The sequence below is a fragment of the Stenotrophomonas sp. CCNWLW57 genome (assembly GCF_037203925.1).
Classification (GTDB): Bacteria; Pseudomonadota; Gammaproteobacteria; order Xanthomonadales; family Xanthomonadaceae; genus Stenotrophomonas; species Stenotrophomonas rhizophila_A.
Window position 1 is genome coordinate 89269 of record NZ_JBBCBJ010000001.1, and the last position, 24128, is coordinate 113396.

At 67.4% G+C, this 24128-nt stretch carries 15 protein-coding genes; 8 read left to right on the top strand and 7 right to left on the bottom strand.

Annotated features, from left to right (window positions below; all coding sequences use genetic code 11):
• The first annotated feature begins 305 nt into the window (after window positions 1–305).
• Window positions 306–2699, top strand: a complete 2394-nt coding sequence (locus tag V9K91_RS00390; RefSeq protein WP_068853770.1) for a TonB-dependent receptor — start codon at window positions 306–308, stop codon at window positions 2697–2699.
• Window positions 2700–2795: 96 nt separating this feature from the next.
• Complete coding sequence (gene ybaL / locus V9K91_RS00395) at window positions 2796–4496, top strand: YbaL family putative K(+) efflux transporter (RefSeq protein WP_068853771.1); 1701 nt, start codon at window positions 2796–2798, stop codon at window positions 4494–4496.
• Here the strand turns inward: ybaL and V9K91_RS00400 are convergent.
• On the bottom strand, window positions 4493–5377 hold the full coding sequence (locus V9K91_RS00400; protein WP_095363658.1) for a GyrI-like domain-containing protein: 885 nt from the start codon (window positions 5375–5377) through the stop codon (window positions 4493–4495). The two genes, ybaL and V9K91_RS00400, sit on opposite strands and share 4 nt — an antisense overlap.
• A 279-nt stretch (window positions 5378–5656) precedes the next feature.
• Between V9K91_RS00400 and V9K91_RS00405 the strand changes: the two genes are divergently transcribed.
• Complete coding sequence (locus V9K91_RS00405; protein ID WP_336442512.1) at window positions 5657–7543, top strand: M28 family peptidase; 1887 nt, start codon at window positions 5657–5659, stop codon at window positions 7541–7543.
• A 46-nt stretch (window positions 7544–7589) separates the two neighbouring features.
• Here V9K91_RS00405 and V9K91_RS00410 read toward each other — a convergent pair whose 3' ends face one another.
• Window positions 7590–8891, bottom strand: a complete 1302-nt coding sequence (locus tag V9K91_RS00410) for an aminotransferase class I/II-fold pyridoxal phosphate-dependent enzyme (protein WP_249832979.1) — start codon at window positions 8889–8891, stop codon at window positions 7590–7592.
• A 211-nt stretch (window positions 8892–9102) separates the two neighbouring features.
• Here V9K91_RS00410 and V9K91_RS00415 point away from each other — a divergent pair, with 211 nt between their 5' ends.
• Entirely contained in the window at window positions 9103–11589 is a 2487-nt protein-coding gene (locus tag V9K91_RS00415; protein ID WP_336442513.1) for a M13 family metallopeptidase, read from the top strand.
• Window positions 11590–11725: 136 nt separating this feature from the next.
• Window positions 11726–12340: a hypothetical protein gene (locus V9K91_RS00420; RefSeq protein ID WP_095363654.1), complete on the top strand. Its 615-nt coding sequence runs from the start codon at window positions 11726–11728 to the stop codon at window positions 12338–12340.
• Between the two features lie 57 nt (window positions 12341–12397).
• On the opposite strand, the gene clpB is transcribed toward V9K91_RS00420, so the two are convergent.
• Entirely contained in the window at window positions 12398–14983 is a 2586-nt protein-coding gene (gene clpB / locus V9K91_RS00425) for an ATP-dependent chaperone ClpB (protein WP_210130911.1), read from the bottom strand.
• A 185-nt stretch (window positions 14984–15168) separates the two neighbouring features.
• Between clpB and V9K91_RS00430 the strand changes: the two genes are divergently transcribed.
• On the top strand, window positions 15169–15879 hold the full coding sequence (locus V9K91_RS00430; RefSeq protein WP_249832981.1) for a glutathione S-transferase: 711 nt from the start codon (window positions 15169–15171) through the stop codon (window positions 15877–15879).
• 93 nt (window positions 15880–15972) lie between these two features.
• Here the strand turns inward: V9K91_RS00430 and V9K91_RS00435 are convergent, their stop codons facing one another.
• The 4 genes from V9K91_RS00435 to V9K91_RS00450 all read right to left on the bottom strand — a co-directional run bounded on the left by V9K91_RS00435 (window position 15973) and on the right by V9K91_RS00450 (window position 20533).
• Window positions 15973–17577: a hypothetical protein gene (locus V9K91_RS00435; protein ID WP_249832982.1), complete on the bottom strand. Its 1605-nt coding sequence runs from the start codon at window positions 17575–17577 to the stop codon at window positions 15973–15975.
• A 149-nt stretch (window positions 17578–17726) separates the two neighbouring features.
• Window positions 17727–19448 (bottom strand): thiamine pyrophosphate-dependent enzyme, encoded by a 1722-nt coding sequence (locus V9K91_RS00440; protein ID WP_210130913.1) that lies wholly within the window; start codon window positions 19446–19448, stop codon window positions 17727–17729.
• 94 nt (window positions 19449–19542) lie between these two features.
• Window positions 19543–19998 (bottom strand): hypothetical protein, encoded by a 456-nt coding sequence (locus V9K91_RS00445; protein WP_141236240.1) that lies wholly within the window; start codon window positions 19996–19998, stop codon window positions 19543–19545.
• Window positions 19999–20053: 55 nt separating this feature from the next.
• Window positions 20054–20533: a DUF3574 domain-containing protein gene (locus tag V9K91_RS00450; RefSeq protein ID WP_095363651.1), complete on the bottom strand. Its 480-nt coding sequence runs from the start codon at window positions 20531–20533 to the stop codon at window positions 20054–20056.
• A gap of 264 nt (window positions 20534–20797) precedes the next feature.
• On the opposite strand from V9K91_RS00450, the gene V9K91_RS00455 reads away from it, so the two are divergent.
• Together V9K91_RS00455 and otsB are read left to right on the top strand one after the other, a co-directional pair.
• The gene (locus tag V9K91_RS00455; RefSeq protein ID WP_095363650.1) at window positions 20798–23245 is read left to right on the top strand and encodes a TonB-dependent receptor; all 2448 of its coding nucleotides are present in this window, start codon (window positions 20798–20800) and stop codon (window positions 23243–23245) included.
• A 100-nt stretch (window positions 23246–23345) separates the two neighbouring features.
• The gene (otsB, locus tag V9K91_RS00460; RefSeq protein ID WP_095363649.1) at window positions 23346–24122 is read left to right on the top strand and encodes a trehalose-phosphatase; all 777 of its coding nucleotides are present in this window, start codon (window positions 23346–23348) and stop codon (window positions 24120–24122) included.
• The last annotated feature ends 6 nt before the right edge of the window (window positions 24123–24128 follow it).

The window sequence follows — 24128 nt, forward strand, 5'->3', positions numbered from 1 at the left end:
GTGCTGGTGAGCACCTTTCCTGCGACGCAATTCTAGCGTTAACGAATACTTGACGCGCCCCGGGATGCGCGGCAGGCCTCGTCTCTCTCCCACGAACCTGCCAGCGCTTTCCCCGGGACCCTCCCCCGCCTGATTGACCGAATCTTGCTAAACCGTTGCTTTTGCAACGTTTTTTCAATTTGACAGCCAATAAAAATACCGTTAATCCGTTAATTGCGCACCGCAACACCCGCCCTCGCTGACCCGCTTTCCCGCAGTCGTGATGTCGCCCGGTGCCGCCTCGTCCCAACCGGAGCCACATCGTGATGAACCGCAAGACCCGTACGCTTGCCGCCGCTGTCGCCGTCGCCCTCGGGGCCTCCGCCTTCAGTGTCGCCGCCCAGGACGCCCCTGCCCGCGCCACCGCCAACACCCTGGACACGGTCATCGTGACCGGTACCCGCGTCGCCGACCGCACCGTGGCCGAGTCGCAGTCGCCGATCGACATCATCACCCCCGAGGCGCTGCAGTCCACCGGCACCACCGAACTGGCCACCGCGCTGGCGCGTGCCCTGCCCTCGCTGAACTTCCCGCGCCCGGCGCTGACCGATGGCACCAGTGGCATCCGCCCGGCGCAGCTGCGCGGCCTGTCCCCGGACCAGGTACTGGTGCTGGTCAACGGCAAGCGCCGCCACACCTCGGCCCAGATCAACGTCAACGGCAGCATTGGCCGCGGCTCGTCGGCGGTGGACATCAACGCCATTCCGATCGCCTCCATCGAGCGCGTCGAAGTGCTGCGCGACGGCGCCTCGGCGCAGTACGGCTCGGACGCCATCGCCGGCGTGATCAACATCGTGCTCAAGGGCTCCAGCGCGGGCGGCAGCCTGGCCCTGGATGCCGGCCAGTACTCGGCCGGCGACGGCAACAAGTACCAGCTCTCCGGCGATACCGGCATCGGCTTCGCCGACGGCCGCGGCAGCGTGCACGTGGCCGGCCAGATCACCCAGCAGGACGAAAGCAACCGCGCCGGGCCCTACCAGGGCACCACGCCGAACACCGGCAACTTCCCCAGCGTGGGCCAGACCACCTTCGTGGTCGGCGACCCGCAGGTGGATGCCACCGCCGCCTCGGCCAATGCCAGCTTCCAGTTCAGCGACCACGTCTCGGCCTACGCCACCGCACTGGCCAGCAACCGCGACATCACCTCGTTCGCGTTCTACCGCTCGCGCACCAACAGCGGCCAGGGCGCGCTGCTGGCGCAGACCTACCCCGACGGCTTCGTGCCGGAAATCAACCAGTACTCCAAGGACCGTTCGCTGGTGGCCGGCGTGAAGGGCGACACCGAAAGCGGCTGGACCTGGGACGTGAGCTACAACCACGGCACCAACAAGATCGACTTCCACACCCGCAACAGCATCAACTACGCGTTGGGCGTGGACAGCCCGCGTTCGTTCTACGCCGGCGCGCTGGAATACACCCAGGACATCGGCAACGTGGACATCACCAAGCAGCTGGACTGGGGCCTGGCCTACCCGGTCACGCTGTCCTTCGGCGGTGAGTACCGCCGTGAGAAGTGGGAACAGAGCGCGGGCGAGCCCAATTCCTACTTCGGCACCGGTGCGCAGGGCTTCGGCGGTTTCACCCCGCTCAATGCCGTCGATGCCGACCGCGACAACTACGCCGTCTACGCCGGCCTGGAAGCGGACCTGACCGACAAGTTCTCGGCCGGCGTCACCGGCCGCTATGAGGATTACTCGGACTTCGGCGACAAGTTCTCCGGCAAGCTGTCGGCCCGCTACGCCTTCACCGACAAGGTCGCGCTGCGTGCCACCGCCTCGTCCGGCTTCCGCGCGCCCTCGCTGGCCCAGCAGAGCTACCAGGCGGTAACCAGCACCATCGTCAACGGCGTGTTCGTCGAACGCGGCACCTTCCCCACCACCAGCACTGCCGCGCAGGCGCTGGGCGCCAGCCCGCTGAAGGCCGAAAGCTCCACCTCCTACAGCGTGGGCCTGGTGCTGCAGCCGATCGACCGCCTCTACCTGACCGTGGATGCGTACCAGATCGACATCGACGACCGCATCATCCTGTCCACCAACATCACCACCAACGCTGCCACCAATGCGCTGCTGGCCGACCTGGGCCTGCCGCAGGTCACCGCTTTCTCCTACTTCACCAACGGCGTGGATACCCGCACCCGCGGCGTGGACGCCGTGTCCAGCTACACCATCCCGTTCAGTGCCAGCTCGCTGGAACTGACCGCGGCCTACAGCTACAACGACACCGAGGTGAAGAAGTTCATCGCTTCCCCGGCCGTGTTCGGCTCGCTGGGCCTGACCCAGTCGCTGATCGGCCGCGATGAAGTGGGCCGCATCGAAGACAGCTACCCGCGTGACAAGACCATCCTGAGCGGCACCTGGCGTTCGGACCACTGGGACCTGAACCTGGCCGCCACCCGCTACGGCTCGTTCACCGTGCGCAATTCGGCCACCCCGACCCGCGACCAGACCTACGATGCCTCGTGGGTGCTCGATGCCTCGGTGGCCTACAAGCCCAGCGAGAACTGGACCCTGACCCTGGGTGCGGACAACCTGCTGGACGAGTACCCCGACCGCACCGTGGACCTGCAGAACTCCACCTGGGGCATGCTCCCGTACAGCAACTACTCGCCGTACGGCTTCAATGGCGCCTATGTGTACGGCCGCGTGACCTACAAGTGGTAAGCGGCGGGTGACATTGGATCCGGCAGACCGCAGCGCGGTTTGCCGGATCGGGCCGCATCGGTGAAAATCGGGGCATCCCCCAAGTTGCGAGCCCCGATGCACCATGACACCGACCTGATCAACATCGTCGCCGTTGGCCTTGGGCTCGCCTTCATTTTGGGTGCGCTGGCCAACAAGCTGCGTTTGTCTCCGCTGGTCGGTTACCTGGTTGCGGGCATCTGCGTAGGACCGTTCACTCCCGGCTTCGTCGCCGACCAGGCGCTGGCCAACCAGCTGGCCGAAATCGGCGTGATGCTGCTGATGTTCGGTGTCGGCCTGCACTTCTCATTGAAAGACCTGATGGCGGTCAAGGCGATCGCCATTCCCGGCGCGGTCGGCCAGATCCTGGTCGCCACCCTGCTGGGCTGGGGCCTTGCCTGGCTGATGGGCTGGCCGGTGATCCACGGCGTGGTGTTCGGCTTCGCGTTGGCCACCGCCAGTACCGTGGTGCTGCTGCGCGCAATGGAAGAACGCCGCCTGCTGGAAACCCAGCGCGGCAAGATCGCGGTCGGCTGGCTGATCGTCGAAGACCTGGCCTGCGTGCTGGCCCTGGTGATGATGCCGGTGCTGGCCGGCGTGTTCGGCCCGGATGCCGCCAATGAAACCCACACCGTCGGCAGCGTGCTGGCCAGCATCGGCTGGACCTTCGTGCAGCTGGGCCTGTTCGTGGCGGTGATGCTGGTGGTCGGCCGGCGGGTCATTCCGTGGATCCTGGAGCGCATCGCCGGTACCGGCTCGCGCGAACTGTTCACCCTTGCGGTGCTGGCCATCGCACTGGGCGTGGCGTTCGGCTCGGCCATGCTGTTCGGCGTGTCGTTCGCGCTGGGCGCGTTCTTCGCCGGCATGCTGCTCAACGAATCCGAGCTCAGCCACAAGGCCGCCAACGATTCACTGCCGCTGCGCGATGCCTTCGCGGTGCTGTTCTTCGTCTCGGTGGGCATGCTGTTCAACCCGGCCATCCTGGTCGAACACCCGTGGCAGGTGCTGGCCACCGCCGCCATCATCATGTTCGGCAAGTCCGCTGCCGCGTTTTTCATCGTGCGTGCGTTCGGCCACCCCAACGGCACCGCGCTGACCATTTCGGCCAGCCTGGCGCAGATCGGCGAGTTCGCCTTCATCATCGCCGGCCTGGGCGTGAGCCTGAAGATCCTGCCGCCCACCGGCCAGGCACTGGTGCTGGCCGGCGCGCTGATCTCGATCATGCTCAACCCGCTGGTGTTCGGCCTGCTCGACCGCTGGCTGGTGAAGCACCAGGAGACCCCCGCCGCCGCCGTGGAAACCGAATTGCCGCCTGGCCCCTCGCTGGACCTGCACGACCACGCCATCGTGATCGGCTACGGCCGGGTCGGCAGCGCGCTGGCGCAGGTGCTGCGTGACCGCGGCGTGCCGGTGCTGGTGATCGATGACAACAAGGAGCATGTGGCCGAAGCACACGCCGCCGGGCTGCCGGCGATCCGTGGCAGTGCCGCCTCCGACCGCGTGCTGGCCGAAGCCCACCCCGAACGCGCCAAGATCGCGGTGCTGGCCATTCCGCAGCCGCTGGAGGCGGGCGAAACCCTGGCCAAGCTGCGCGCGCTCAACCCGGGCCTGACCCTGCTGGCGCGCGCGCACAGCGACGCCGAGGTCAAGCACCTGCTCGAACACGGCGCCGACGGCACGGTGATGGCCGAACGCGAACTGGCGTACTCGCTGGCCGAAATGGTCATGGCCACCCCGCCTTACCGCAACATCGGCAAGCACACCATTCCGGTGGTTTAACGGGCCGCCAGCGGCACGCAGATATCGGCGCGCAGGATCGCCTCGGGGACGTCCTCCGGGTCGTCCAGATAGTGGTAGTACAACGGCGCGTCGCGCAGCACGCGCCCGCTGTCGGGCAGCCACTGCCTCAGCAGCGCGTCGGTGGCGGCTTCAAGACCGGCGTAGCTGCCCACGTGGCGCAGCACCGCATGGTCGCCGCCGCCCAGCCGCAGCACCCGCATCGGCGGCGGTGCCGCCACATTCGTACCGAAGCCCATCGCGCAGTCGAATTCGCAGGCCCGCGCCGGCACGTCGCGATGATCGTTGAGGGCGATTCCGATCAATTGCTGAAGCTGGTCGGCCAGCCCTGCGCCCGCTGCCCAGGCGAACACACGGCCGAATGCCTGGTCCAGATCGTCGAACGCACCGCGGGTGCGCAGCGCCACCACGTCGAACGGTTCCAGGGTGAGCACCCGTACCTGCAGGGCAGGCTCGGCCGGCGCATTGTCCGCGGCCGGCAGCACCAGGCGCTGCTGGCACTGCCCGCGCAGCTGTGGATCATCGCGCAGCGCGCTGGGCGTCGCACCCAGCATCTGCCTGCAGATGCGTGCCAGCGCCTGTGGGCTCTCGTAGCCCGACTGCAGGGCCACGTCGGTCACCCGGCTGCCAGGCTTGCCCAGCAGGTGCAGGGCCTGCGCCAAGCGCAGGCGCAGCACGGTGCGCCCAGGGGTTTCGCCGGTCAGCGCGCGGTACAGCCGATGGAAGTGATAGGGCGACTGGTGCGCTATCGCCGCCAGTCCCTCCAGTTCGGGCAGAGGATCGCCCGCGCGCAGGCAGGCCTGCAGGTGGGCGATGACGCGGTCGATACCGTGGCGTTGATGGACCTGGACGAGGCGGCTCATGGCGGGCTCCTTGCGGGACAGGACTGCAGCGTGACCCGCCGCGCGCCGCAGCGCGTGTCGGATCTTGCGCACCTGAGGGCGGATCGTAGCGGTTCGCCGCCATCCCGTGTGATGGCGATCCGGTCTGTACTGAGCACCGCGTTGCGGAAGCCGGTGCGGTTCTGACAAACGCAACTACTCCCATGGGCAAGTCCGGCGCGCGCGTGCACTGTGCATCGCACCGGCGCCCCGCCACCTGCACCGCAGCGGCCACGGCGCTCCCTCAACGAGGAGGTTGTTATGCCGCTCGATATTTCGTTGGTCCGCCGCGCCCAGGGCGAGTTCAACAACAGGATCGCGCAGCCTCGCGGCGTGCAGGCGCTGCCAGGCCGGACGGGCCCGCTGACGGTACGAAACGGCCAGCAATGGCTGGTTGCCGCACTGGCCCTATCCTCGGCGATGGCCATCGGTCGCATGCCGCCGCGCGGCGTGAGGGCGCCGGCGGGCGACCCGATGCCATTGCCGGGCGCCAGGGCGCAGGGGGGCATCGACCACCAGGCCGTGCCGATGCTCGGCGATGCACCGACGGCGCCCGTGGTCGCACTCGAACATATCGCCAATGGCGCCACCCTCGGCTGCATCGCGTCCCCCCGGCACTGTCCGCAGACGCTGGCCGCCAGCCTGCTGACCTTCGGCGCGCTGACGGCCAGCACGCTCGGAGGCGGCGCACTCGGGTACGCATTTGGGCGTTTCAGTGCGCCGGCGGCCGGCTCGGAAGCGTCGCGCGAGTCGTCCGCGTCCCTGCCGCAGTCGCTGTATGCGCTGCTGCCGGACGAGCAGCGCATGCAGCTGCTGCAGATCGTCCGCGACTGCGGCACCGATGCGGCGGCCTGCACCGCCCCGGCCATCCGGTCGCTGCTGCAGGAACTCCCTGAAGCCACCCGTCGGCAGATCATGGTGACGCTGGGCGTGGCCCGCCATGCTGAAACGCACACGCACGGCGGCTGGCCCGCCGGTGCCGACGCGGCCGCACTGGCGCCCATGCTGTCGTGGGTGGATTGGGCGGCGGACCTGCTGGGCAGCGTGGTGAGCCCGGCGCAGGCGTGCTTCCAGCTGGATCTGGAGCAGATCGCACAGGCCACACTGGATGCACAGCAGCCGGGCATGACCGGTGCACAGCGCGAGGTGGCCGCCAACATCGCGCGTTTCGACACGCTTCGTGCGCTGCTCCGGCGCGACGGACACACCCTGCACCAGCTGCCGTTCTCCGGCAGCACCCGCGACTCCTTCGGCTTCGACCAGACCTATAACGGCTGCAATCTGATGCTGGAATTTTCCGGTGCCGGCACCCCCCGACGCACGTTGATGGTGCTCGCCCATGGCGACATGACCGGCGCGCGCGAAGGCTCCAGCGGTGCCAGCGATAACGGCACCGGATTGGCCACGCTGCTGGCGCTGGCGCGGAAGCTGGGCGCGGCAACGCTGCCCGACGGCGTTCGCGTCCAGCTGCTGGTGTCGGATCTGGAAGAGCACGGCATGCTCGGCGCCAAAGCCTTCGTCGAACAATGCCTGGCGCAGGCCAGCTGCCCCGATGTGGCGCTCAACCTCGACATGACCGGGCGCGGCGACGGCATGACGTTGTCCGGCTCGGACCGCCACCACCTCTACATGGACGGCGATTCGCGTGCGCTGCAGCCACCTCCGGCTCCGGTCACCGCCGCCGAAGCGCAGCTGCGTGGGCTGCTCGAAGCCGCTGCCGGCGAGGTCGGGCTGACCGTGCATGACAGCGCGGGCTGGGTAATGCAGTCCGACCATATTCCCTTCCAGCGCGACGGCGTGCCGGCGCTGGGAATGAACCTGGCCGATGCGGCCGACATCACGCTTGAACGCGACATGCAGCAGGCGCGTACGCGGTTGTGGCTGGCCAATGCGGAGGTGGACTGGAGCCGGTTCGAGCACTACCTCAATGGCACCCTGGGACCGGATGAGACGCAGGCGATGGAAACGCGGATGGACGCCATGGAACACGCCATGCACACCTACAAGGCGTTGCCGCTGTCACGCGCGATGGCCAACATCCACAACCGCCATGACCAGCTCGACCAGGTCGACCCGCGTCGCGCCATGGCCGCGCTCGCCGTGATCGAGAACGCCCTTGACGCGTGGCTGCACGCGCCGGCGCCCTGATAAAAACCCACCCCGGCCGGCCCGCACCGGCCGGGGTGGTCCCGCCTCACGCCTTGGCCAGCGCCTGCTCCAGATCGGCCAGCAGGTCGTCCACGTGTTCGATGCCGATCGACAGCCGCACGGTGTCTTCGCTCACCCCGGCGCGTTCCAGTTCCGCCGCATCCAGCTGGCGGTGCGTGGTCGATGCCGGATGGGTAGCCAGCGACTTGGCATCGCCCAGGTTCACCAACCGGGTAAACAGCTGCAGGGCATCCAGGAAGCGCGCACCCGCCGCGCGGCCGCCCGGCAGGCCGAAGGTCAGCACGCCCGAGCCATGCCCGCGCAGGTAGCGCTGCACCAGCGCATGTTCGGGGTGGTCGGGCAGCGCTGCGTAGTTCACCCACGCCACCTTGGCGTGGTCGCGCAGGAAACCGGCAATGGCCAGCGCGTTGGCATTGATCCGGTCCAGCCGCAGCGCCAGCGTTTCGATGCCCTGCAGGATCAGGAAGGCATTGAACGGCGACAGTGCCGCGCCGGTATTGCGCAGCGGCACCACCCGGGCACGCCCGATGTAGGCCGCAGGACCCAGCGCCTCGGTATAGACCACGCCGTGGTAGCTCACGTCCGGCTCGTTGAGGCGGCGGAAGCGCTGCTTGTGTTCGGCCCACGGGAACCGGCCCGAATCCACGATAGCCCCGCCGACGCTGGTGCCGTGCCCGCCCAGGTACTTGGTCAGCGAGTGCACCACGATGTCCGCGCCGAAATCGAACGAGCGCTGCAGGTACGGGGTGGCCACCGTGTTGTCGACGATCAGCGGCACCCCGTGCGCGTGCGCGATGTCGGCCACCGCCTGGATGTCGGTGATGTTGCCGCGCGGGTTGCCGATGGATTCGACGAACACCGCCTTGGTGCGGTCATCGATGAGGCCGGCGAACCCATCCGGATCGCGGTAATCGGCGAACCGGGTCTGGATGCCGAACTGCGGCAGGGTGTGCGCGAACAGGTTGTAGGTGCCGCCATACAACGCGCTGGACGCCACGATGTTGTCCCCCGCCTCGGCGATGGTCTGGATCGCGTAGGTGATGGCCGCCTGCCCCGACGCCAGCGCCAGTGCGCCGATGCCGCCTTCCAGCGCCGCCAGGCGCTGCTCCAGCACGTCGGTGGTCGGGTTCATGATGCGCGTGTAGATGTTGCCTGGCACCTTGAGGTCGAACAGGTCCGCCGCGTGCTGGGTATCGTCGAATGCGTAGGCCACGGTCTGGTAGATCGGCACCGCCACCGCGCGCGTGGTCGGGTCCGGGCGATACCCGCCATGCACGGCGATGGTTTCCGCTTTCCACGGCGGCAGCGAGGTGTCCGGTTCCGACATCGTGAGGTCTCCGCGCACGGTGCGTGCGAAAACGCACCATAGCCGAGCCCCACCGCGCCCTGTCATGCCGGTTGCTCATGAGCACCGTCCCTGTGGTGATGTGCAGGGTGCGTTTCGTACCAATCCTATGTGCGTTCTCCGCGCCCGTGGTCATGATCGCGCTCCGCCTGCGAGGGCAGGCACCCGCACGACTGATAGTGGAGGTCACGCCATGCGTGCCGATGCCGTACAACAACACCGCCGCAGCGTGGGCGAATTCGATCGGTCGCTACGCGGCCAACAGCCCGCGCAGGATCACGCCCGGCACCAGCGGTTTGGTTCCGCCCATCCACCGCTGCTGCGCGTGGGCAACGCCGGCGTACTCACCCTCGCCGCGCTCTCCAGCCTGATCGTACCGGCGTCCGCGTCGGGTGCGGCGCGCGCGGATTCGACCCCGCCGGTACGGCCGGCGCTGCTGCCTGGTGCGGGCGCGACGCGGGGCGAGGCGTACCTGGCCGTGCCGGCGCAGGAACCATTGAACGGGATTGCTTCAGCGGCCGCTGCAGGCTGCCTGTCCCGACCCCGCCAGTGTCCGCAACTCCTCGCCGGTGCCGCCGTGACCGCGCTGGGCGGTGCGCTCGTCGGCGGGTGGTTGGGCTACCAGGCTGGCCACCGCGCAGCCCGGGACGAGTGCAATACACGCTTCGCAGGTCTCCCTGCCGCCGACTCGCAGGTTCAGACGCCGGAGACTGCCGATGGCCTGCCCGCGCCGATGCGGTTCACCCCCGCCGACCTCGATCCTGCCCACTCGCCGTGCGACTCGCTGTACGACCATGTCAATGCGCGTTGGCACGCCACCGCAACCCGGCCGGACGACCAGTCGCGCTGGGACGTACCGGCCATGTTGCAGGACCGTTCCCTGGCCCTGCAGCGGCGGTTGGCCGAGCAGGCGGCACGGCTTGAGCTGCCTACGCCTGCCGAAAGAATTGTCGCCGATCTCTGGACGACCGGCATGAACCAGCACCGGATCAATGCCGAAGGCATCTCCCCCTTGCGCGATGAACTCGCCGCGATCGACGGGCTTCAGTCACCCGCCCAGATCGAGGCCCATCTGCACGCCCTCACCGCCGCCGGAATCAACCCGGTGTTCGGCTTTGGGGTGGACCGCGACATGGACGCGCGCGATACGCAGATCGCCTACGCCTTCCAGGGCGGCCTCGGGATGCCGGACCGCAGCTACTACCTCACGGACGACCACGTCGAAGCCGCGCTGGGCTACCGCGCGCATGTTGCCCATGTGCTGCGCCTGGCCGGCGACGCACCGGCCGACGCCGAACGCCAGGCCGATGCGGTATTGGCGCTGGAACGCCGGTTCGCCAATGCGTCCACGCCATGGGAGGAGTTGAACGCCAACCTCACCCATTACTACCATCCGGTCAGCCTGGCAGAGGCCGACGCGCTGACGCCCGGGTTCCGCTGGAGCGCGCTGTTCCAGTCGCTGGGCGTGGCCCCTCCTGACCGGTTCTCGCTGCCCACGCCGGGATTCCACCAGGAGGTCGCTGCGGCCCTGACGACGGAGGATCCGGCCACCTGGCGCGCCTACCTGCGCTTCCATACGCTGGATTCGGCCAGCCCGTTCCTGGGCGATGACTTCGTGCGTGCCCACCACGCCTTCCACGCGCGCACGCTGCAGGGCCAGGATGCGATGCCACCGCGCTGGAAGCAGGTGCTGGCCGCGATCGAGCGGGTGGCGGGCGAAGCGATCAGCGAGCTGTATGTGCCGGTGGCATTTCCCGCTGAAACGCGCGAGGCCGTCAATGCGCTGGTCGAGCAGATCACCGCTGCATTGAAACGCCGCCTGCAGGTCGTGCCCTGGATGGACCCCGATACCCGCGCCACGGCCCTGCGCAAGGCGGACCGGCTTCGTACCCGCATCGGCCACCCCGAGCGCTGGCCCGACTGGTCCGGACTGCACACCGAATCCTGCGGCTACCTGCGCAACCTGCGCCGGGCAACCGCTTTCGTACAGCGCAGGGAACTGGCGCGACTGGGCGCGCCGGTGGACCCTTCAACCTGGCGGATGACCGCGCAGACCGTCGACGGTTACTACGACATGCTGGAGGAAGAACCCTACATCGCCCTCTCGGCGGCGCTGCTGCAGCCGCCCTACTTCGACATCGGCGCCGGTCCCGCGTTCAACTACGGTGCGATCGGGGTGGTGATCGGGCATGAGCTGTCGCATGCGTTCTCCGCCGAATCCAGCCAGTTCGGCATCGACGGCGGCCTGCAGGGGTGGTGGAGCGACGCCGACCACCAGCGCTACGCCGCGCTGTCAGCGCGCCTGGCGGCACAGTTCGACCAGCAGCAGGTCGACGGCGTGGCGATCAACGGACAGCTGACAGCCAGCGAGAACATGGCCGATCTGGGCGGACTGTCCATTGCCCTGGACGCGCTGCTGCATGTCACGGACAACCTGACCGATCCGGTGCCGGACAGGCTGGGCATCGTGCGGGACTTCTTCGTGGGCGGGGCCGTTACCCACCGCCGCCTGCACACCGCCCAGCGGTTGCGGCAGGACGCGGAAACCGACGTCCACGCCTTCGGCGCCCCGCGCGCCAATGTGGGCCCGGCCAATCTGCCGGCCTATGCCCAAGCCTTCAACTGCACGCCGGGAACACCGATGACCCGCACCGATGCGGAACGGGTGGTGTACCTCTGATCGTCTGAAGCGGGGACCGCAACTCACATTTCAAACCGCCAGCTGACCGTGCATACTCCGCGACGGTCGCCCGGGAAGCTTCCGGCGACGTCGCAGCAGGGGCGGGGTCCCTGCGATTGTCACCAAGGGACGGAACATGCGCTTTGCCTTACGCACACTGCTGGCGGCTGCGCTGCTGTCGGGCAGCTTCGCGTGCCTGGCCCAGTCGGCCACCGGCACGCTGGTCATGGAAGTGGACAAGCTGCAATCGGAAGTACCGCTCAGCAAGGAGCTGCAGGAACTGATCCGCACCGGCGGCGTGGACTGGGGCATCAAGGGCAACGAACTGGTGCTCACCGTCGTCGATACCCGGTACCTCGACTTCGACTACGGCTTTACCACCCGCTACGGGTACCGGCACGCGTTGCAGCTGCCGGTGGGCACCTACCGGATCACCGCCGTGAGCCGGGAACCCCGCCGCAGCTACAGCGAACAGCGGCTGCTGGACCGGGCGACCTTCGTGAACCGCAACGTGGCCTCCTTCACCGTCGAAGCCGGCAAGACCACCACCCTGCAGGTGGCACCGGTAATCATGGATGAAGATGCCCTCAACCCGGCGGTGTTCATTCCCACCCTGTTTGCCGGCGTATCCGCGCCCAGCGCTGACGCCGTCGACGGCACGATACCAAAGCGCAAAGCAGTCACCCTGCGCGACAACACCTCCACTGCCTGGCCGGACTACCGCGGCCCCGTCAAGTTCGTTCCACGCTGACGCGCAAAAAGAAGGCCCCGGCTTGACCGGGGCCTTGCTTCATCGTCGCGGGACCGCTCAGCCCTTGGCAAACGCCAGGCGGCCTTCGGCCGCATCCACCTGGATCACATCGCCGCCAACGAACTCGCCGGACAGGATCTTCTGCGCCAGCGGGTTCTCCAGCTGCGCCTGGATCGCGCGCTTGAGCGGGCGGGCACCGTAGATCGGATCGAAGCCGACGTTGCCCAGCAGCTCGAACGCCGCATCGCTGACCTCGATGCGCAGGCCACGTTCGGCCAAACGCTTCTCCAGGCCCTGCATCTGGATGCGGGCGATCTGCTTGATCTGCACCTTGTCCAGCGGGTGGAACACCACGATGTCGTCCAGACGGTTGATGAACTCCGGGCGGAAGTGCGCCTGCACCACGCCCATCACCGCCGCCTTCATCTGCGTGTAGGCCTCCGGGCTGTCATCGCTGGACATGTCCTGGATCTGGTGCGAGCCCAGGTTGGACGTCATGACGATGACGGTATTGCGGAAGTCCACGGTGCGACCCTGGCCATCGGTGAGGCGGCCATCGTCCAGCACCTGCAGCAGGATGTTGAACACATCGGTGTGCGCCTTCTCTACTTCGTCGAGCAGGATCAACGAGTACGGGCGGCGACGCACGGCCTCGGTGAGGTAACCGCCTTCTTCGTAGCCCACATAACCCGGGGGCGCACCGATCAGGCGCGCCACGCTGTGCTTTTCCATGAACTCGCTCATGTCGATGCGGATCATGGCGTCGCTGCTGTCGAACAGGAACTCGGCCAGCGACTTGCACAGCTCGGTCTTGCCCACGCCGGTCGGGCCCAGGAACAGGAACGAACCGCTCGGCCGGTTCGGGTCGGACAGGCCGGCACGCGAACGGCGCACCGCATCGGAGACGACCTTGATCGCCTCTTCCTGGCCCACTACCCGCTCATGCAGCACATCTTCCATGCGCAGCAGCTTGTCGCGCTCGCCTTCCAGCATGCGGTTGACCGGAATGCCGGTCCAGCGCGAGACCACCTCGGCGATCTCCTCGGCGGTGACCCGGTCCTGGACCAGCTTGAACTCGGTGTTTTCCGCTTCCTGCGCCGCGTGCAGCTGCTTTTCCAGCTGCGGCAGCTGGCCGTACTGCAGTTCGCTCATGCGGCCGAAGTCCTGGCGCCGCTGCGCCGCTTCCAGTTCCAGCTTGACCTGCTCGATCTGCTCCTTGATCTTCGTGGTGCCCTGCAGCGCGGCCTTCTCCGACTTCCAGATCTCGTCCAGGTCGGAGAACTCGCGCTCCAGCGCATCGATCTCGGTTTCCAGGTCGGCCAGACGCTGGCGCGAGGCGTCGTCCTTCTCCTTCTTCAGCATCTCGCGCTGGATTTTGAGCTGGATCAGGCGCCGTTCCAGGCGGTCCAGTTCTTCCGGCTTGGAGTCGATCTCCATGCGGATGCGCGAGGCCGCCTCGTCCATCAGGTCGATGGCCTTGTCCGGCAGCTGGCGGTCGGCGATGTAGCGGTGCGACAGCGTGGCCGCAGCCACGATCGCCGGGTCGGTGATCTCCACCCCGTGGTGCACCGCGTACTTTTCCTTCAGCCCGCGCAGGATCGCGATGGTGTCTTCCACGCTGGGCTCGCCCACGAACACCTTCTGGAAGCGGCGCTCCAGCGCGGCATCCTTCTCGATGTACTTGCGGTACTCATCCAGGGTGGTGGCGCCCACGCAGTGCAGCTCGCCGCGCGCCAGCGCGGGCTTGAGCATGTTGCCCGCGTCCATCGCGCCATCGGCCTTGCCCGCGCCGACCATGGTGTGCAGTTCGTCGATGAACAGGATGATCTGGCCTTCGCTCTTGGCCAGGTCGTTGAGCACCGCCTTCAGGCGCTCTTCGAATTCGCCGCGGAATTTGGCACCGGCGATCAGCGCGCCCATGTCCAGCGACAGCACGCGCTTGCCGCGCAGGCCCTCGGGCACTTCGTCGTTGATGATGCGCTGGGCCAGCCCTTCCACGATGGCGGTCTTGCCCACGCCCGGTTCGCCGATCAGCACCGGGTTGTTCTTGGTGCGGCGCTGCAGGACCTGGATGGTGCGGCGGATTTCCTCGTCGCGCCCGATCACCGGGTCCAGCTTGCCGCTCTCGGCACGCGCGGTCAGGTCGATGGTGTACTTCTCCAGCGCCTGGCGCTGTTCTTCGGCATTTTCCGACTGCACGCTTTCGCCGCCACGAATCTTGTCGATGGCCGCGTCGATCTTGTTTTTGTCGGCACCGGCAGCGCGCAGCGCCATGCCCAGCGTGCCGCCATCGTCGAGCGCGGCCAGCACGAACCACTCGCTGGCGATGAACGCATCGCCATGCTCCTGGGCCAGTTTGTCGGTCTTGTTGAGCAGCCGGTTCAGGTCATTGCCGATCGACAGGTTGCCTTCCTGCCCGGAGACCTTCGGCAGGGCGTCCAGCGCCTCGGTCAACCGCTCGCGCAGCACCGGCACGTTGACCCCGGCCTGGGCCAGCAGCGGGCGCGTGCTGCCACCCTGCTGGTCGAGCAGCGCGGTGAGCACGTGTACCGGTTCGATGATGTTGTGGTCGCGGCCCACGGCCAGCGACTGTGCGTCCGCCAGCGCCTGCTGGAAACGCGAGGTGAGCTTGTCCATCCGCATGGGGGTGTCCTCGATATGTTGCCGCTGGCCGAGCCAGCACTATCTGACAGATGCGGTTATGCAGGCGTGTTTCAAGGGGGGATGAGAACGCATTCAGGCCCCGGACGACGTGGCAGCGACATCGCCATCACGCCTGCTTGGCAGCGCAGGCGGGAGGCTGGGCGCTCCTGTCGCGGAGCTTGCGCATGCATTACGAGCTGTACTACTGGACCGGCATCCAGGGCCGGGGCGAGTTCATCCGGCTGGCGCTGGAAGATGCTGGCGCCTCCTATACGGACATGGCGCGGGTGCACGGCGACGAGGTGATGCAGCCGTTCCTGGACGGCAGCCAGGAGGGGTTGCGGCCGTTCGCGCCGCCGTTCCTTGTGACCGGGCGACAGGTGATCGCGCAGGTGGGCGCGATTCTCAGCCATCTGGGCCCAGAGCTGGGGCTGGTGCCAGACGCGGCGTCGCGGCGCGCGCAGGCGTTGCAGCTGCAGCTGACCATCGCCGACCTGGTCGCGGAGGTCCACGACACCCACCATCCCATTGCGGCCTCGAAGTACTACGAAGACCAGAAGAAGGAAGCCAAGGCGCGCGCCGCGTCGATGCGGGACGAGCGGTTGCCGAAGTTTCTGGGCTGGTTTGAAAGCGTGCTGGAGGCCAATGGCGGCCTGCACCCGCTGCGCGAGCACTCGTACGTGGACCTGTCGCTGTTCCAGCTGCTGAGCGGGCTGGACTACATGTTCCCGCGCCGCATGCAGGCACTGCGGCCGTCGCTGCCGCTGCTGCATGCACTGAAGGACCGGGTGGAACGGCGACCGAACATCGCCGCATACCTGGCCTCGGAACGCCGGTTGGCGTTCAACACCAACGGGATCTTTCGCCACTACCCCGAATTGGACGCGGACGCGTGACGCATCCCTTGGGCCGACCAACGGTCGGCGCTACCGAGCGCCTCGGACAGTGGCCTGTCCCGGTAGCGCCGACCGTTGGTCGGCCCAGGCGGTCTACGCCGCGTCCTTTTCCCGTGCGGGCACCGGAATAACCGACAACAGGGCCAACAGCACCGCCAGCGCCACATACGCGCCCGCGAACTGCCACATGATCTGCTCCGGCAAGCCTTCCAGTGTCCACGGCAGGTAGATCCCACCGCGCGGATCGACCGAGTGGATCAGCCCGAACAGGGTAAGCGCCGCAGCCACCAGCAGGATCCCGGAAGAGCGCAGCAGCCTGCCGTCGATCATCGCCACCACCGCGGCAATCCACAGCATCGAGGTGATGATGAAGCCATTGCCCAAGGTGAAGATCACCGCCAGCTCCGGCAGCCCATGCCCATCGAGCGTGGTGGTCATCGCCGCCAGCTGTTCGGGCGGGATCCAGCCCGGCGCCTTGATCGCCAGCAGGTAGGCCACCGAAGGAAGGAACCCCAGCACCATCGCACCGGCATGCTCGCGCGGCGTTGCCTGGAACGCCTGGGTGGTGATGTCGATGGCCACGTACACGATGATCGGCGCCAGCACCGCCAGCGGCAGCCACTGCACCAGCCCGGAAATCACCCCCAGCATGCCGCCGATGCCCACGAACAGCCCGGTCAGCAGCGTGTAGCCGCTGCGCGCGCCCATGTGCTTGTACGCCGGCTGGCCGATGTACGGCGTAGTCTGCGCCACGCCACCGCACAGGCCGGCCACCAGCGTGGCCACCGCCTCCACCAGCAGGATGTCGCGGGTGCGGTAGTCATCCCCGGCCGCGCGTGCGCTTTCGGAGACGTTGATGCCGCCCACCACCATCAGCAGGCCGAACGGCAGCAGCAGCGGCAGGTAGGTGATCGCCGTGGGCAGGCCATCGATGAAGCCCAGCGTCGGCCACGGCAGCACCATCTGCAGCGGGGTCCACTCGGGCACCTTGAAGCCCGGTGCACCCAGCCCGGCCAGGCCGAGCCCGTAATACAGCACCGTGCCGAACACGAACGCCACCAGCACGCCCGGCGCGCGGATCGGCAGCTTGCGCTTGGCCACCAGCACGTACAGCAGCAGGCCCAGCGTGACGAAGCCGACCACCGGCGAGCGCAGGGTTTCCAGCAGCGGCAGGAAGCCCATCAGCACGATCGCGATGCCGGCGATGGAGCCCAGCAGCGAAGCGCGTGGCAGCGCGCGGGTTACCGCCTCGCCGAAGAAGGACAGCACGGTCTTGAGCACGCCCATGATCACCAGCGAGGCCATGCCCAGCTGCCAGGTGGCAATGGCCGCATCGTGCGGAGCCAGCCCCTGCGCCTTGAAGGCCAGGAACGCCGGGCCCAGCACCAGCAGCGCCATGCCGATGCTGGTCGGCGCATCCAGGCCGAGCGGCATCGCGGTGACGTCATCGCGCCCGGTGCGCGCGGCCAGCCGCCGTGCCATCCAGGTGTAGAGCACGTTGCCGACCAGCACGCCCAAGGCGGTGCCGGGGAACATGCGCCCGAACACCACGTCGGCGGGGAACTGGAAGATGCCGACCAGCGCCATCGCGATGAAGCCCAGGATCGACAGGTTGTCGACCACCAGGCCGAAAAAGCCGTTGAGATCGCCGGCGACGAACCAGCGGGGGCGACCGGAGACAGGAGCGGATGCAGGCATGCGAGGGGGCACGGGGTGGGGGGTACCCGATGGTAGGCGTTCATTGCGCCCGGCGACAGACGCATGCGTGGAACACCGGGGCACGCCCCGTACCGACCAACGGTCGGTACCTACCGGCGCGGCAGGTCACGACCGTTGGTCGTGACGCCCTACGGCTTGTTGAGGAAATTGTTCGCCAACAGGTCCCGCACGTCCCCCACCCGCCCGTGCAGCAGCGCCTTGGCCGCATACAGGGCGGTGCCGGCCACCTGCTTGGCCTCCACCTGCGGCGGCATCACCAGCTCGGTGGGGCTGGTATGCACGTCCAGCAGCGCCGGGCCGGGGTGGGCCAGCACGTCCTGCACCGCCTGCTCCAGGTCTTCGCTGCGGGTCACGGTGCGACCGTAGAAGCCGATCACCTCGGCCAGGCGGCCGAAGTCGGGGTTTTTCAGATCGGTGTAGTTGTCCAGCAGGCCCTGCACCTTCTGCTCCAGCTCCACGAAGTTCAGCGAGCTGTTGTTGTAGACCACCACCTTGATCGGCAGGTTCTCCTGCACGGCGGTGAGCAGCTCGCCGAGAAGCATCGCGATGCCGCCATCGCCGCACATCGCGATCACCTGCCGGCCCGGGAACGCCTTCTGCAGGCCCAGCGCCTGCGGCAGGGCATTGGCCATCGTGCCGTGCAGCAGGCTGGTCAGCGTGCGGCGGCGACCATTGGTGCGGATATGGCGCAGGATCCACACCATCGGCGAACCGCAGTCGGCGGTAAACAGCGCATCGTCATCGCCATGCCGGTCGAGCAGCGCGGTGAGATGCTGCGGATGGATCAGCTCGCCCTCGCCCGGGTGCTCCTCCTTCGCGCGGGTCTCCAGCGCCTTCTCGCGGTGGCCGATGCACTCGTCCAGAAAGCTGCGGTCCTCGCGTTCCGGCAGCAGCGGCAGCAGCGCCTCCAGGGTCGGGCCGATGTCGCCCACCACGCCCAGCTGCACCGGGTGGCGCCGGCCCAGGTGGCTGCCATCGCGGTCGACCTGGATCAACGTCGCCTTGTCCGGATAGTACTGGCCCCAGGCGAAATCCGCACCGAGCAGCAGCAGCGTGTCGCACGCCATCAGCGTGTGGTAGCCCGACTCAATGCCGAAAATACCGGTCATGCCCATGTTGTACGGGTTGTCATGCTCCACGAAATCCTTGGCCCGCGAAGTGTGCGCGATCGGCGCCTTGAGGTGCGCGGCCAGCGCGACAAGTTGATCGTGCGCGTGCTCGCAGCCGGCACCGGCATAAATGCCGATGCGCTTGCCCGCGCCGATCAGCGCCGCGATGCGCTGCAGTTCGTCGTCGTTGGGGCGCAGCACTGGCTGGGTGTAGTGTACGGAAAACGGCTGATCGTCCTTGACCTCGGCTTCAGCAATGTCGGCCGGCAGGATCAGCACCGCCACGCCGCGCCGGCTGATCGCCGCCTGGCAGGCCAAGGTCGCCATCCGCCGCGCCTGCGCCGGGGTGTACACCTGCTCGCAGAACACGCTGCAGCTGGCGTACACCGCCTTGAAGTCGACTTCCTGCGGGAACTCCATGCCCAGCTCGGTGGTGACCACCTGGCTGGCGATCAGCACCAGCGGCGTGCGGTTGCGGTTGGCCTCGAAGATGCCGTTGATGAAATGCAGCCCACCGGGGCCACACGAGCCAGCGCAGGCCGCCAGGCGCCCGCTGATCAGCGAATCGGCCCCTGCCGCGAACGCCGCGGCTTCTTCATGGCGCACGTGCACCCAGTCGATGTCACTGCGATGGATCGCGTCGGTGACGTGGTTGAGGGTGTCGCCGACGATGCCGTAACAGTGCCGCACACCGGCGGCCTGCAGGGTATCGACGACGATTTCGGCAACGCGCTTGCTCATGGTGGCACTTCCACGTTCGGGGGAAATACCAGCCTAGACCTGCGAAGGTGACACCGGCGTGCGAATCAGCGCGTACCCGGGTCATACGTTGGTGTTATTCCCGTTCGGCTGCCTTTGCCTGGGCGAGCAGCCGGGGGAAGGCGTCCAACGCGTCGGAATTGCGTCGAATCTGGGCAAGCAGCATGCCTACCTGCTGAGGGGTGCCGGATTGCATGTAAACCTCCGCCTGGATCTCCCTTGGCATGTACCCCTCAGACACCATCAGTTCCATGAAAGTGCGGAAAGCCCGCGGAGAAGACCGTTCCAGTGCCACACCGACAGGGTCCTGGGGGGCAGGACACGTCGGAGCAGCGGCTGCGGCTTCCGCCGGGCGGTTGCTGATTTCAGCGACGGACAGCGTCTGCGTGCCGATCGTTGCCTGCTGCTTGTCGTTGGTCTGCGACGCGACCGCTTGCCGCGCGACCGACGCCTGCGAGGAACTGGAACCTACGGAATGCACGGCAACTCCCTGGAATCGATGGTTCCCCATTTTTCGCCATGCCCATTGCATGTGCTTCCAGAAAAACATCGCTCCAGGCGTCGCAAAACGACTTCAACTGCTGCGATCAAAACGACACTTCCACCGCCTGCTGTGACCACAGCACCGACTGGTGCTTCGTCGCCTGCTTCCATGCCAGGCGGATCGCCTCGATATCCGCGCGCCGCTGCGGGGTGTTTTCGTGCAGCACCACCAGCACCTTGGTGCGCAGGCGATTGGGCTCCTTGGCGCCGCGGAACAGCCACTGGCCGTAGGCATCGAACACGGTCAGGCCATCCGGGAAGCGCGGGGTGACCTGCTTGTCCAGGAAGTCGCGCCACTGCGCCTCGCTGATCGCATCGGTCTGCTCGCGATCAGAGGCACCGCTTTCCTCGCCCACGCCGAAGTACAGCTCGCTGCGCACCCAGTTGGTCGCCGCATCCGGACGGGCGGCATCGCCCTGGAGGGTGGCGGTGGCCGATTCGGGGGCGCGCGGGGAGGAGGTTGTGGTGGTGGCGCAGCCGCCGAGGGCGAGGAAGGCGGCCAGCAGGAGGGGGGAAAGCTTCATGGTGCAGGGGGCTCCGGGTGCTGCGGGGGTTCCGTGGACACGCATGGCGTGTCGCTACGCGGTGGACAGGGTGACGGATTCCGTGATCTGCGCAGATCACGTCCGGTTATGAGCTGATAACCGTCGGTACTGGGACTTGCATCACAGGTAGGGTTCACGCCAAGATAATATATCGCTTCATCCGGATGGAACAATAGTTTCGTCTGAGACCAGCCGGGCAGCGCCCGGCACCACCCTCCCCCTCGTTTTGCTGCTGGAGCCCGCATGTCCCGTCCGTCCGCGTCGCGCCTTGGCCTCGCCATTGCTCTGGTCCTGTCCTCTCCCCTGCTGGCCCAGGACCTCCATGCGCAGGACGCGCCCGCCTCCGCCACCACGCTGGACACGGTGATCGTCACCGGCACCCGCGCCATCGACCGCACCGTGCTCGAATCGACCTCGCCGGTGGATGTGCTCACCGCCGAGGACATCCGCCGCGCCGGCGTGGTCAATGGCGAGCTGGGCAGCGCGCTGCAGGCGCTGCTGCCTTCGTTCAACTTCCCGCGCCAGTCCAACTCCGGCGGTGCCGACCACGTGCGCGCCGCCCAGCTGCGCGGGCTGTCGCCCGACCAGGTGCTGGTGCTGGTGAACGGCAAGCGCCGCCACACCAGCGCGCTGGTGAACACCGACAGCAAGATCGGCAAGGGCACCACCCCGGTGGACTTCAACTCCATCCCGGTCAGCGCCATCAAGCGCATCGAAGTGCTGCGCGACGGCGCCGGTGCGCTCTACGGCTCGGATGCGGTGGCCGGCGTGATCAACGTGATCCTGGATGACGCCCCGGAAGGCGGCGCCATCGAAGCCAGCTTCGGTGCCAACCACACCGACCTCAAGCCGATCGACCGCACGCTCACCGATGGCCAGACCAGCTTCGCCAGTGCCAAGGTCGGCACCGCGCTGGGCGAAGACGGCGGCTTCCTGCGCGTGGGCCTGGAGCTGAAGAACCGCGAAGGCACCAACCGCGCCGGCTTCGACCAGATTCCGCCGTGGGACCAGACCGATGCGAACCTGGCCCTGCAGGGCCAGCGCAACTACGTGCTCGGCGATGGCAAGACCAAGGACCTCAACGCCTGGATCAACACCGAACTGCCATTCGGTGAAACCTCGAAGTTCTACTTCTTCAGCACCTTCAACCAGCGCGACAGCGAAGGCGCCAACTACTTCCGTTACCCCGACAGCGACGCCAACTGGACCGAGCTGTACCCCAACGGTTACCGCCCAATTTCCGAAGGCGAGAACCGCGACGTGCAGGCCGTGGCCGGAGCCAAGGGCCAGTGGGGCGAGTGGAACTACGACGCCAGCCTGGATTACGGCTTCAACGACTTCACCTACCGCCTGCGCAACTCGCTCAATGCCTCGCTGGGCCCGGGCAGCCCGACCCGGTTCAAGACTGGCGATTACCGCAATGAACTGACCGTGGGCAATTTCGACCTCGGCCGGGTGTTCACCCAGGGCGAAAACACCCACAGCCTCGGCCTGGGCCTGGAAGCGCGCCGCGACCACTTCCAGACCCGCCCCGGTGACCCCGCCAGCTACGCCGCCGGCCCCTACACCGACCGCCCGACTGGCTCGCAGGCCGGTGGTGGGCTGACCCCGCAGGACGCCACCTCGCTCCGCCGCGACGTGACCAGTGCGTATGCCAGCCTGTCCAGCCAATTCGGCGAACACTTCTCCAGCGACCTGGCCGCACGCTACGAGCACAGCGACGATTACGGCGGCGAGCTCACCGGCAAGCTGGGCCTGCGCTATGAGTTCACCCCGGCGTTCGCACTGCGTGGCGCGATCTCCAACAACTTCCGCGCGCCGTCGCTGGCGCAGATCGGCTATGAATCCACCTCCACCGGTTACAACGCCGCCGGCCAGCTCGTGCAGGGCCGCACGCTGTCGGTGAACAACCCGATCGCGCGCGGCCTGGGCGCTACCGACCTGAAGCCGGAAAAGTCGGTCAACACCAGCCTGGGCTTCACCAGCCGCATCGGCGACCACTTCGACCTGTCGCTGGACTTCTACCAGATCGATATCGATGACCGCATCGCGCTGTCGGAGAGCATCACCGGCGATGCGCTCACCGATTATGTGCAGCAGCAGTTCGGCGTGGCCGGACTGCAGAGCGCCAATTTCTTCGTCAACGCCGCTGATACCCGCACGCGCGGCGCCGAGCTGGTGACCAACTGGCGGCAAGGGCTGGGCGATGGGCAACTGGTGCTGACCGGCACCTACGCCTACAACAAGACCACGTTGAAGAACGTGCTGGCCACGCCGGCGAGCCTGTTGGCGCTGGACCCGGACTACGTGCTGTTCGGCCTGGAAGAGACCAACACCCTGACCGATGCCACGCCGCGCACGCGGGCGCAGCTGGCGGCGACCTGGGCAAATGATCGCTGGACGCTGAGCAGCCGCCTGAGTCGTTACGGCAGCGTGACCCGGGTGTTCAACTTCGGCGATGGGTATGTGCCGCGGCAGACCTATGGCGCCGAGTGGCAGCTGGATGCCGAGGTGGAGTACCGGATCACGCCGCAGTGGAGCGTGGCGCTGGGTGGGCAGAACCTGACCGACAATTATTCGGATCTGTCCAACGAGGACATCTATTACTTCGGCAACCTGCCGTATGACGTGCTGTCGCCGATTGGCAGCAATGGTGCCTATTATTACGGGCGCGTTCGTTACACGTTCTGATCATTGGTACCGCCAGGCAGGGCCTGGCGCTACCGGGCGCGTTTGAATGGAAGCGTGATCGTCTACTGGACGATCACGCTTCCGGTGGCATGTTGGCAGCATGGCCAACGACTACCCCCTCCGTCCGCCGCCACCACTGCTGGACAATGCGTGCGCGCTGTTCCTGGACGTGGATGGCACGCTCATTGAATTTGCCGACGACCCCGAGGCCGTCACCCTGCTGCCCGAGGTGCGCGAGGCCATCGGCCGCATCAGCGACCGGCTCGCCGGTGCGGTTGCCCTGATCAGCGGGCGACCGCTGGCCCAGCTGGACCGCCTGTTCGCGCCACTGCACCTGCCCGCCGCTGGCCTGCACGGCCACCAGGTGCGTGGTATGGGCGGTGACACCCACGCCGTTGACGGCCGCTCCGGCAGCGCCACTGACAGCGACACCAGCGAATGGCTGCACGCCGTGCACCAGCAGGCCATGCGGTTCGCGCATGGCCATCCCGGTGTGCTGGTCGAAGACAAGGGCCGCAGCCTGGCCCTGCATTGGCGTGGCGCGCCGCATGCCGCCAACGAGGTGCGTGCGTTCGCCGAACGCCACATTGGCGGCCACACCGGGTACCGGCTGCAGCCTGGCGACCACGTGGTGGAATTCATTCCCGAAGGCAGCGACAAGGGCCGCGCGATTCGCCAGCTCATGCAGCAACTGCCCTTCCGCGGCCGCATTCCCGTGTTCCTGGGCGACGACCTGACCGACGAATACGGCTTCGATGCCGCCAACACCCTGCATGGCTGGAGCGTGCTGGTGGGCGAACGCGAGCCCAGTGCCGCTGTCTTCGCCCTGCCGCGTGTGCGCGACGTACACGACTGGCTCCAGAAGAACGCTGACTGATGCACC

What these genes read in the sequence shown, in the direction of transcription:
- V9K91_RS00390 (WP_068853770.1), top strand. Translation starts at nt 306, where the DNA reads ATGAACCGCAAGACCCGTACGCTTGCCGCCGCTGTCGCCGTCGCCCTC.
- ybaL (WP_068853771.1), top strand. Translation starts at nt 2,796, where the DNA reads ATGCACCATGACACCGACCTGATCAACATCGTCGCCGTTGGCCTTGGG.
- V9K91_RS00400 (WP_095363658.1), bottom strand. Translation starts at nt 5,377, where the DNA reads ATGAGCCGCCTCGTCCAGGTCCATCAACGCCACGGTATCGACCGCGTC.
- V9K91_RS00405 (WP_336442512.1), top strand. Translation starts at nt 5,657, where the DNA reads ATGCCGCTCGATATTTCGTTGGTCCGCCGCGCCCAGGGCGAGTTCAAC.
- V9K91_RS00410 (WP_249832979.1), bottom strand. Translation starts at nt 8,891, where the DNA reads ATGTCGGAACCGGACACCTCGCTGCCGCCGTGGAAAGCGGAAACCATC.
- V9K91_RS00415 (WP_336442513.1), top strand. Translation starts at nt 9,103, where the DNA reads ATGCGTGCCGATGCCGTACAACAACACCGCCGCAGCGTGGGCGAATTC.
- V9K91_RS00420 (WP_095363654.1), top strand. Translation starts at nt 11,726, where the DNA reads ATGCGCTTTGCCTTACGCACACTGCTGGCGGCTGCGCTGCTGTCGGGC.
- clpB (WP_210130911.1), bottom strand. Translation starts at nt 14,983, where the DNA reads ATGCGGATGGACAAGCTCACCTCGCGTTTCCAGCAGGCGCTGGCGGAC.
- V9K91_RS00430 (WP_249832981.1), top strand. Translation starts at nt 15,169, where the DNA reads ATGCATTACGAGCTGTACTACTGGACCGGCATCCAGGGCCGGGGCGAG.
- V9K91_RS00435 (WP_249832982.1), bottom strand. Translation starts at nt 17,577, where the DNA reads ATGCCTGCATCCGCTCCTGTCTCCGGTCGCCCCCGCTGGTTCGTCGCC.
- V9K91_RS00440 (WP_210130913.1), bottom strand. Translation starts at nt 19,448, where the DNA reads ATGAGCAAGCGCGTTGCCGAAATCGTCGTCGATACCCTGCAGGCCGCC.
- V9K91_RS00445 (WP_141236240.1), bottom strand. Translation starts at nt 19,998, where the DNA reads ATGCAATGGGCATGGCGAAAAATGGGGAACCATCGATTCCAGGGAGTT.
- V9K91_RS00450 (WP_095363651.1), bottom strand. Translation starts at nt 20,533, where the DNA reads ATGAAGCTTTCCCCCCTCCTGCTGGCCGCCTTCCTCGCCCTCGGCGGC.
- V9K91_RS00455 (WP_095363650.1), top strand. Translation starts at nt 20,798, where the DNA reads ATGTCCCGTCCGTCCGCGTCGCGCCTTGGCCTCGCCATTGCTCTGGTC.
- otsB (WP_095363649.1), top strand. Translation starts at nt 23,346, where the DNA reads ATGGCCAACGACTACCCCCTCCGTCCGCCGCCACCACTGCTGGACAAT.